Source organism: Micromonospora sp. S-DT3-3-22 (assembly GCF_015354745.1).
In the GTDB taxonomy this organism is placed as follows: Bacteria; Actinomycetota; Actinomycetes; order Mycobacteriales; family Micromonosporaceae; genus Micromonospora; species Micromonospora wenchangensis.
In genome coordinates, this window is sequence record NZ_JACGMO010000021.1 from 64,912 (window position 1) to 74,170 (window position 9,259).

The 9,259-nt window shown below is 74.6% G+C and carries 11 protein-coding genes; 10 read left to right on the forward strand and 1 reads right to left on the reverse strand.

All coding sequences use genetic code 11. The annotated features are described in order from the left end of the window. The 9 genes from H1A17_RS08995 (at position 1) to H1A17_RS09035 (ending at position 7,300) form a co-directional block, all read left to right on the forward strand. The gene (locus tag H1A17_RS08995) at positions 1-804 is read left to right on the forward strand and encodes a ParA family protein (protein ID WP_194821624.1); all 804 of its coding nucleotides are present in this window, start codon (positions 1-3) and stop codon (positions 802-804) included. Further along, a complete protein-coding gene (locus tag H1A17_RS09000) occupies positions 794-2,347 on the forward strand; it encodes a CpaF family protein (RefSeq protein WP_145917352.1) in 1,554 nt (517 codons plus the stop codon). Before H1A17_RS08995 ends, H1A17_RS09000 begins: the two co-directional genes overlap by 11 nt. Then, positions 2,344-3,243, forward strand: a complete 900-nt coding sequence (locus H1A17_RS09005) for a type II secretion system F family protein (protein WP_194821625.1) — start codon at positions 2,344-2,346, stop codon at positions 3,241-3,243. The genes H1A17_RS09000 and H1A17_RS09005 overlap by 4 nt, the downstream gene beginning before the upstream one ends. After that, entirely contained in the window at positions 3,243-4,103 is an 861-nt protein-coding gene (locus H1A17_RS09010; protein ID WP_194821632.1) for a type II secretion system F family protein, read from the forward strand. The genes H1A17_RS09005 and H1A17_RS09010 overlap by 1 nt, the downstream gene beginning before the upstream one ends. 28 nt (positions 4,104-4,131) lie before the next feature. Continuing rightward, a complete protein-coding gene (locus tag H1A17_RS09015; protein ID WP_194821626.1) occupies positions 4,132-4,323 on the forward strand; it encodes a hypothetical protein in 192 nt (63 codons plus the stop codon). Positions 4,324-4,391: 68 nt separating this feature from the next. Beyond that, on the forward strand, positions 4,392-4,841 hold the full coding sequence (locus H1A17_RS09020) for a TadE family protein (RefSeq protein ID WP_228543197.1): 450 nt from the start codon (positions 4,392-4,394) through the stop codon (positions 4,839-4,841). A 152-nt stretch (positions 4,842-4,993) separates the two neighbouring features. After that, on the forward strand, positions 4,994-5,464 hold the full coding sequence (locus tag H1A17_RS09025; RefSeq protein WP_194821633.1) for a TadE/TadG family type IV pilus assembly protein: 471 nt from the start codon (positions 4,994-4,996) through the stop codon (positions 5,462-5,464). A gap of 53 nt (positions 5,465-5,517) precedes the next feature. Continuing rightward, complete coding sequence (locus H1A17_RS09030; RefSeq protein WP_145922502.1) at positions 5,518-5,892, forward strand: hypothetical protein; 375 nt, start codon at positions 5,518-5,520, stop codon at positions 5,890-5,892. Between the two features lie 76 nt (positions 5,893-5,968). Beyond that, positions 5,969-7,300: a LysM peptidoglycan-binding domain-containing protein gene (locus H1A17_RS09035; RefSeq protein WP_228543177.1), complete on the forward strand. Its 1,332-nt coding sequence runs from the start codon at positions 5,969-5,971 to the stop codon at positions 7,298-7,300. A gap of 180 nt (positions 7,301-7,480) precedes the next feature. Here H1A17_RS09035 and H1A17_RS09040 read toward each other — a convergent pair whose 3' ends face one another. Further along, positions 7,481-8,332 (reverse strand): Rieske 2Fe-2S domain-containing protein, encoded by an 852-nt coding sequence (locus tag H1A17_RS09040; protein WP_145917347.1) that lies wholly within the window; start codon positions 8,330-8,332, stop codon positions 7,481-7,483. Between the two features lie 173 nt (positions 8,333-8,505). On the opposite strand from H1A17_RS09040, the gene H1A17_RS09045 reads away from it, so the two are divergent. Next, positions 8,506-9,259 (forward strand): crotonase/enoyl-CoA hydratase family protein (locus tag H1A17_RS09045; RefSeq protein ID WP_194821627.1); only part of this gene is annotated, 754 nt, incomplete at its 3' end.

Genomic DNA, 9,259 nt, shown 5'->3' on the forward strand with positions numbered 1-9,259 from the left:
ATGGCCATCATCGCGCTGGTCTCGGCGAAGGGGTCGCCCGGCGTCACCACCACGGCGCTGGCCTGCACCTTGAGCTGGCACCGGCGGCTGGTGCTCGCCGAGTGCGACCCGGCCGGCGGCTCGGTGCTCGCCGGCTACCTGGGCGGCCAGCTCGACGGGCCGCGCGGCATCGGCGAGCTGGCCGTGCGTGAGCTGCGCGACGGCAGCCTGGAGTCGACGTTCTGGTCGCAACTGGTCGACCTGGACGCGCCGAGGCGGGAGCGGCTGCTGCTGCCCGGCGTGGTGGACCCGGCGCAGGCCGGCAGCGTCGCGCCGCTGTGGCAGCGGTTCGCCGACTTCTTCCGCACCCTGGAGAAGGGCCGCCCCGGCTACGACGTGATCGTCGACTGTGGTCGGCTCCAGGTCTTCGGGCCGCCCTGGCCGCTGCTGCGCGCCGCCGACGTGGTGCTGCTGGTGACCCGGGCGCAGTTGCCCGGCCTGTCCGGCACCCGGTCGATGATCCGGGCCATCGAACGGGACTTCACCGACCACCGGGTGCCCCCGGGCACGCTGCGGCTGGTGGTGGTCGGCGACGGGCACGGCAAAGCCGAGATCGGTAAGGCCCTGGGGGTGCCGGTGATCGCCCGGTTGCCGGAGGACCCGCGTACCGCACAGGCGCTCAGCTTCGGCGGCACGGTCCGCGCCGGACGGCCGCTGATGCGCGCGGCGACCGCGTTGGAGGCCCCGGTACGGGAGCTGCTGGAGCAGCGGCGGGCCCGGTTGGCCTGGCCGGCCCCGGCGCAGGGGGTGCCGGATGCGGTTTGAGCCGGTCTCCCACGACCCGCGTACCCCGCCGCCCGGGGTCACCTCCACGATGCCGCCACTGGCCCCGGTGAACGGCCGGCACTACGCCCCCGCCCCGTCGACGCCGCCGGCCACCGCCCCGCCGACGCCCGCGCCGACCGCGCCTCCCCGGCCGAAGGTGGACTTCGCGGTGGTCCGCGAGCTGCGTCGGGAGTTGAGCGAACGGCTCACCCAGTGGCAGCGCGGCCGGGAGTTCGACGCCGACGCCGAGGAGGTCGAGCGGGCCCGGCTCGCCGTCGCCGTGGTCTCCGGCTACGCCGACGCGGTACGCCGGGCCGGCACCCCGCTCAGCGCCGACGAGGAACGGACCCTGCTCGACCAGGTGACCGCCGAACTGGTCGGGCTTGGCCGGCTACAGACCCTGCTGGTCGACGACACCATCGAGGAGGTGCACATCCTCGGCTGCGACCAGGTGCGCATCACCCGGCACGGCGGTGGCGTCGACTGGGGTGAGCCGATCGCCGACAGCGACGACGAGCTGGTGGAGATCCTCCAGGCGGCGGCCCGCCGGGCCGGGGCCACCGAGCGGTCGTTGTCCACCTCGAAGCCGACGCTGGACCTGCAACTGCCCGACGGCAGCCGGTTGGCGGCGGTGTTCCTGGTCAGCCACCGCCCCTACGCGGTGATCCGTAAGCACAACACGCTGGACGTCAGCCTCGACGACCTGGCCGGCAGCCGCCCCGATCTGGACGAGATGATCGACCCGCTGTTGCGCGACTTCCTCCGCGCGTCCATGCGGGCCGGGTTGAACATCATGGTCGCCGGGCTGGCCGGGGCCGGCAAGACCACGGTCATCCGGGCGCTGATGGACGAGATCCCGCCCGACGAGCCGTACGTGCTGCTGGAGGAGAGCCGGGAGCTGCTGCCGGCCCGGCGCGGGGACAAGCACCGGGCGGTGATGAGCTTCGAGTCCCGGGAGGGGCACGGCGAACGCGGGCTGGACGGCCGGCCGGCCGGTGAGGTGAGCATCGCCGACCTGATCCCGGTGTCGCTGCGGATGGGCGTGCTGCGGATCATCGTGGGTGAGGTCCGGTCCCGGGAGATCGTGCCGATGCTCCAGGCGATGACCACCAGCCGGGGCTCGATGTGCACCATCCACGCCCGTACCCCGGCCGGGGTGAGCGAGCGGATCATCGAGCTGGCGTTGGCGCACGGCCGGGAGATGACCGTCGACCAGGCCCGCCGGATGGCCGGCAACGCCCTCGACCTGATCGTCTACGTGACGGTCGAGGACGAGACCGCGATCGGCGGACGCAAGCACCGGTTCGTCTCCCACGTGGAGGAGGTGATCGGGGTCGGCGACGCCAACCGGATCACCACCACCACCGTGTTCGGGCCCGGCCCGGACGGCCGGGCCATCCCCCGCCACCTGCCGGAACGGGTCCGGGGTCAACTGTTGCGGGTCGGCTACGACGCCCGGCTGCTGTCCCGTTTCATCGAGGCCGGGGCGGGCGCGTGGCGTCGGCCCCGGCACAGCCGTCTCGCCCCGGCGGTACGCCGATGAGCACCATCGAACTGCTCGCGGTGGTCTCCGGCGCGGCCTGCGTCGGCGGGATGGTGCTGGCCGTGGTGGCGTTGTTCGGCACCACCAAGCCGACCCGGCCGGCCCGGAACTCGACCACCGGGCTGAGCCGGCTCTGGCTCGGCCCGGGCACCAACCGGCGGGACCAGCGGGCGCACCAGATGATGTTGGGCGCGGCGGCGGTGGCGGGGGCGCTGGCGTTCCTGCTGACCGGGCTGCCGGTGGTGGGGTTGATCGTGGCGGCGGCGGTGCCGGGGGTGCCGTGGCTGTTCGCGGTGGGCCGGGCCGAACAGCGGGCGATCACCCGGATCGAGGCGGTCGGCGAGTGGACCCGCCGCCTCAAGGACGTCTCCAGCACCGGGCAGGGCCTCCAGCAGGCGATCATCACCACCATCGCCACCGTCCCGGACGAGATCCAGGAGGAGGTGCGGCTGCTCGCCGCCCGGCTCCAGGCCGGCTGGACGGCCCGGTCCGCCCTGCTGGCGTTCGCCGACGAGATCGGTGACCCGGTCTGCGACCAGGTGGTCGCGGCGCTGATCCTGCACCTGACCGACCGGGGTGAACGCCTCGGTGACGTGCTCGGCTCGATCGCGTCGGCCGCCTCCGCCGAGGTGGCCACCCGACGCGAGGTGGAGGCCAAGCGCACCCAGCCCCGGTTCGCGGTCCGCTTCCTCACCGGGATGACCCTGGCCGTGCTGGCGTACGGGCTGATCAACACCGAGTACGTCCGGCCGTACGGGACGGTGTTCGGCCAGGTGCTGATGGCGGTGCTCGGGGCGGCGTTCATCGGCCTGCTGGCCTGGGTGCGCGCGATGAGCCAGCCCCCGCCGCCGCCCCGGTTCCTGCCGAGGCCCGACCCGGCGGAGGTGGTCGCGTGATCCTCAACTGGCAGCTCGCCATCGCGGTGCTCGGCGGGGCGACCATCGGGCTCGGCCTGTTCCTGCTGGTCCGGGAGGCGTTGCCGGCCTCCCCGGCGCTCGGCCCCGCCCTGCGCCGGCTGCACCAACCCCCGGGCACCGCCGTCGCAGCCAGCCGGGGCCCGGACTGGCTGGGTGGTTTCTCCCGTTGGCTCAGCCCGCCGCACCGCCAGCTCGCCCTGCTCGACCAGACCCCCGAGCAGTACGCCATGTCGATCCTGCTCTCCGCCCTGGTCGGGTTGGCCACCCCGACGGTGGCGGGGGCGCTGCTCTTCCTGGCCGGGGTGAGCATGCCGGTGGTCGTACCGGTGCTGGGCAGTCTGGGGTTGGCGCTGGTCTGTGCGCTGCTCGCGCACCGCACGGTGCTGGCCAAGGCGGACACCGCCCGGGAGGAGTTCCGCGCGGCCGTCTGCACCTACCTGGACCTGGTGGCGTTGCAGTTGTCGGCGGCGCACGGCCCGGTGCAGTCGCTGGAGCGCGCGGCGGCGGTCTGCGACGGCTGGGTCTTCGCCCGCATCCGGGAGTCGCTGCGGATCGCCCAGATGCAGATGCACTCGCCCTGGGACGAGCTTCAGGACCTGGCCGAGAAGATCGGCATCCCGGAGTTGGGCGACGTCGGGGCGATCATGCGGTCCTCCGGCAGCGAGGGCGCCCAGGTGCACGAGACGCTGCGCAGCCGCGCCGAGTCGCTCCGGGACCAGATCCGCACCGACAACCTGGCCCGCGCCGAGGGCGTCACCAGCCGGCTGGACATTCCCGGCTCGCTGCTGGTCTTCGTGCTGCTGGCGTTCGTCCTCTATCCGTTCGTCGCCCGCCTCTGAGTAGTCCACCTCCCCAAGGAGTCCCGCCATGCACCTCGTCACCTTCCTCTACGTGACCACCGTGGCCCGGCTGGCCGAGCTACGCCGCGAGGCGGAGCGGGGCGACAGTCCCGTCCCGACCGCCGTGATCATCGCCGGCCTGGTGGTTGCCGCAGCCGCAGTCACCGCCCTGGTCAAGACCAAGGCCGAGGGTTGGATGAACAGCATCGCGAACCCGTGACCCGCATCCCCCTGGCCATCTCGTGTCGGGACCGGACGGCCCCCACCGCCCGGTCCCGGCGCGCACCCCTGCGCGCACCCGACGCCGGGCGTGCCGTGCCGGCCGGGCTCCGCGCCGCCGGTCGGGCCGCCCGCCGCCGGCTCACCGCCGGGGGTACGGACCGGGGGGCCAACCCCGTGGAACTGGCCGTGGTGATGCCGGCGGTGCTGGTGCTCCTCTTCGGCTCCATCCAGATCGCCGCCTGGTTCGTGGCCCGGTCGACGGCGATGCACGCCGCCCAGAGCGGGGTGAACGCGCAACGGGTCCTGGAGGCGCCGGCCGGGGCGGGCGAGGCCCGCGCCAGGCACTTCCTGGGTGCCGCCGGGGACTGGCTGGTCGGCGCGAAGACCACCTGCGCCACCACCGCGACCGAGGTGACCTGCACGGTCACCGGGAAATCCCTGAGCGTCATCCCGGCCGTCCGGTTCGACGTCCGGCAGACCGCCCACGGCACCGTCGAACGGTGGACGAACCCGTGACCGGCCACCCGCCCCGGCGCACCGGGCGAACCTGGCGTGACCTGTTGACCCGGCCCGCCCAGGGGGATCGGGCCGTCGCCCACGCCCCGCGATCCGGCTGCCCCGCCGAGATGGTCGTGCACGCCGCCGGGCGCATCCCGGGCGACGTGCCGGTGGACCGTGCTGCGGGGCGTACCCGGGGATCGGTGTCGGTGGAGGTGGCGGTGCTCGCCCCGGCGTTCCTCGCGCTGCTGATGCTGGCCGGGGTGGCCGGCCGGGTCGCGGTCGCCGACGAGGCGGTGGAGGCGGCGGCCCACGACGCCGCGCGGGCCGCCTCGATCGCCCGCGACGCCGGCACGGCGGAGAGCGCCGCCCGGTCGGCCGCCCGCCGGCAGCTCGACTGGCGGGGCCTCAACTGCACGAGCGCACCCCAGGTCACGGTCTGGGGTTCCACCCGCAACTCCGACCACACGTCGCTGGGCACGGCGTTCCGCAGCCAACTCGGCGAACCGGTGAGCATCTGGGTCCGGGTCAGCTGCACGGTCTCCTTCGCCGGGATGCGTTTCCCCGGGCTGCCGATGGGCGACAAGCGGGTCGAGGCCACGTTCGGCTCCCCGCTGGACCGCTACCGGAGCCGGCAGTGACCGCCCGCCCCACCGGTGACGAGGGCCGGATCAGCCTGTTCCTGGCCGTCGCCATGATCGGCGTGCTGGCGGTGATCGGCGTCGCGTACGACGGCGCGGGTCAGCTACGTACCCTGCAACGCGCCGACGACCTGGCCGCCGAGGCGGCCCGCAGCGGCGGCCAGGTGATCGACCGGGCAGCCGCGATCGAGGGCCGGCCCAAGGTGATCGACGAGCCGGGTGCCCGCGCGGCCGTCGCGCAGTACCTGCGGGGCAACTCCGACGTGACCGGCCAACAGGTCAGCTTCCCGGTGGTGGCCGGCGAGAAGCAGATCCGGGTACGCGTCACCGTCGTCTACCGCCGGCACCTGCTCGGCCTGATCGGCATGGACCGCACCGTCACCGTCGCCGGCGAGGCGACCGCCCGCACCCTCACCGACCGACCATGAACCCGCTGGCCCGGCGGACCCGTCGGCCCACGCACCCGGTGCCCCCGCACCGGCAGACCGCAGGAAGGAGGGCAGCATGACCACACCCCGTGGTTCCACCGCCCGACGTACCGGCCAGTTGCTCACCGGCTTCGGGTCGCTGGTGGTCCTGATGGCGTTGCTGGTCGGCGCGCCGGTGGCGCTGCTCGCCTTCGCCGGCAACCCGCTGCCCGACCACCTGCCCACCCTCACCGAGGTCGGCACCGTACTGACCAGCCGCGACGACGGACAGCTCTTCATCCGGGCGCTCGCGCTGGTCGGCTGGTTCGGCTGGGCGACGTTCGCCTTCTCCGTACTGGTGGAGATCGGCGCCCAGGTGACCCGCCGGCAGACACCCCGGCTGCCCGGTATGCGCCGGCAGCAGCGGGCGGCGGCGGCCCTGCTGGGCTCGGTCGCGTTGATCATCGCAGCGAGTCCGGCGGCGAGCGCGGCGGTGACCCTGACCCAGCCGATGCCGGCCGCCGCCGGTACCGGGGTGGCGACGACGCTGGACACCTCCCGTACCGGCCTGGGTGCCGCCCCCAGCGCCGGCATCGGCGGCGCTGCCCTCAGCGCCGCCCCCGGCACCGGCCTCGGTCCCGTCCCCGGTGCCGAGAAGCCTGCCGCGAAGCCGGTCTACCGGGTGGCCCGGGGCGACTACCTGGGCGAGGTCGCCGAACGCTACCTGGACGACTTCGACCGCTACCCCGAGGTGGCCCGGCTCAACGACCTGCACGACGCCGACCGGATCAGGCCGGGTCAGCTCATCAGGCTCCCCGCCGAGGCCGACGACACCGGAGCCCGCCGGCACGCCAGCGGCCACCTCGTCCCGGGTACGCCCCGCAAGCCGTCCCCGCGCCCGCCCGCCACCACCCCCGGCGGCCAGGCCGACCCGCAGCACCAGGGTGCGCCTGCCACCCCGGGCAAGCCGACCGGACCCGCCACCCCGAAGCCGACGGGGCCCGCCGCCTCGAAGCCGACCGGTCCGGCCACCCCGAAGCCGGGGAAGATCGGACCGGCCACGCCGCAGACGGCCACCCCGCAGACCGCCCAACCGCCCGCCGAACGGCCGGTCGGTGTGCCACCGGCGATGGCCGCCGGGGCGTCCCGGGCCACCCCGGACGACACGATCAACAGGCCGCTGGCCGTTTCGGCGGTACTGGCCGTGGCGAGCATCGTCGGCGCGCAGATCGGTGCGGTGCTCGGCCTGCGTCGCCGCCCCGTCCGGGTGACCGCCGGCCGCACCTCGGCCGCCCGGATCGCCGCCGCCCGGATGTCCACCAACCGCACCACCACCGGCCGCACCACCGGCCGCACCCCGGGCCGCTCGATGGGCAGCCGCGCCTCCGCCGCCCGGGACCTGGTGACCGGCCGCCACCGCCGCGACTGACCCCGCCCGAACGCCCCACCCTGCCGCCCGCCCACCGTCCGCTGCCCTCGTTGGCCCCGGTGATCAAGAGGTTTGCGTCAAGTTGAAGATCGACTTTGACGCAAACCTCTTGATCAACCTCCAAGGCGAGGGCGGGGCGACGTGGAACGGGGCGAGGTGGGGGCGGGGGCAGGGGGACAGTCAGGGGAGGCGGGTTTGGAGGGTGCCGTCGACCACGCGGGTGGGGAGGATCTGCTGGTCGGTGGCAGAGGGGCCGTGGACGACCTCGCCGCCGTTGAGCCGGAACGCCGAGCCGTGCCAGGGGCAGACCACGCAGGTGTGCCCGTCGATCTCCTGTACCTCGCCCTCGCCGAGCGGGCCGCTCTGGTGCGGGCAGCGCTCCAACATGACGGTGACCTCGTCGCCGTGCCGGTAGAGGATCACCGAGACGTCGTCCACCTCGCGGGTCACCAGCTTGCGCTGCGGCAACCCGGCCAGCTCGGCCACCGGCCGCCACCCGTCGCCCATCCGGTGCAGCTCGGAGACGCTCTGACTGACCTGCGCCCCCTGCTTGTACGCCAGGTGCCCACCGAGGTACGCCCCGGCGCTCGCCGCGCCCAGCCCCAGGTAGGCCAGTGCCCGCCCGACGCCGTGCCGACCGGTCAACCGGGCCGCGAGGGAGCCGGCGTACAGGGTCAGGCCGACGGTGTTGGCGGCGGCGTGGACCAGTCCCACCCGGCGCTGGTCCCGGGAGAGTTCCGCCCAGTCGTTGAGCCCGGCCACGGCTGCGGGAACCGCGCTCACGGTGCCCAGCGCGACCAGCGCGGTGGCCGCCCGACGTTGGCCGGGGAGCAGGTCGACCACTGCGGCGCTGATCCAGGCACCGACCGGCACCTGCACCATCGCCGGGTGCAGCGGATGGCCCAGGAAGACGCCGTGCAGCAGGTCGCGGACCCGCTGCGGGCGCAGGGTCGCCTGGACGGCACGCTGCAACCGGTCTCCGGTGCGGTCCAGCGCGGTGGCCTGTTCGAGTTTCGTCATCAACGCTCGCACCCTGTCCGACTTCCCGGCTGACCGGGTCGCAAACCGGGCGACCGGCACCAATCCGGGTCCCCTGGCTCGATCGACTCAACGGCGGCCAGGTAGCGGTATCGACGCCGCCGGGGCACCGCAACATCGGCCCACCACCGCGCGCCCCGGCCGGGGGGATGCGGGATGCTGGGGGGATGGCGGTGCATGTTGTCCGGGACGGGGCGGTGACCACGGTGATCTTAGACCGGGCGGCGTCCCGCAACGCCGTCGACGGGCCGACCGCACGGGCGCTCGCCGACGCGTTCCGTGCGTTCGAGGCCGACCCGGCCGCCCGGGTCGCGGTGCTCTGGGGTGCGGGCGGCACGTTCTGCTCGGGTGCCGACCTCAAGGCGATCGGCACGCCGAGCGGCAACCGGGTCGAGCCCGACGGCGACGGCCCGATGGGTCCGACCCGGATGTCACTGTCCAAGCCGGTCATCGCGGCGATCTCCGGGTACGCGGTGGCCGGCGGCCTGGAGCTGGCGCTCTGGTGCGATCTGCGGGTCGCCGAGTCGGACGCGGTCCTCGGGGTGTTCTGCCGACGCTGGGGGGTGCCGCTTATCGACGGCGGCACGGTGCGGCTGCCCCGGCTGATCGGCCGGAGCCGGGCGATGGACCTGATCCTCACCGGCCGTCCGGTGCCGGCCGACGAGGCGTACGCGATGGGGCTGGTGAACCGGGTGGTCGCGCCGGGTGAGGCACGGGCGGCGGCCGAGCGGCTGGCCGCCGAGATCGCCCGGCACCCGCAGACCTGCCTGCGCAACGACCGGGCGTCGGTGCTGGCCGGGGAGGAGCGGCCCGAGCCGGAGGCGCTCGCCACCGAACTCGCCTACGGGATGGATTCGCTCGCGGCCGACGCGCTGGCCGGCGCGGCCCGCTTCGCCGCCGGCGCCGGCCGCCACGGCGAGT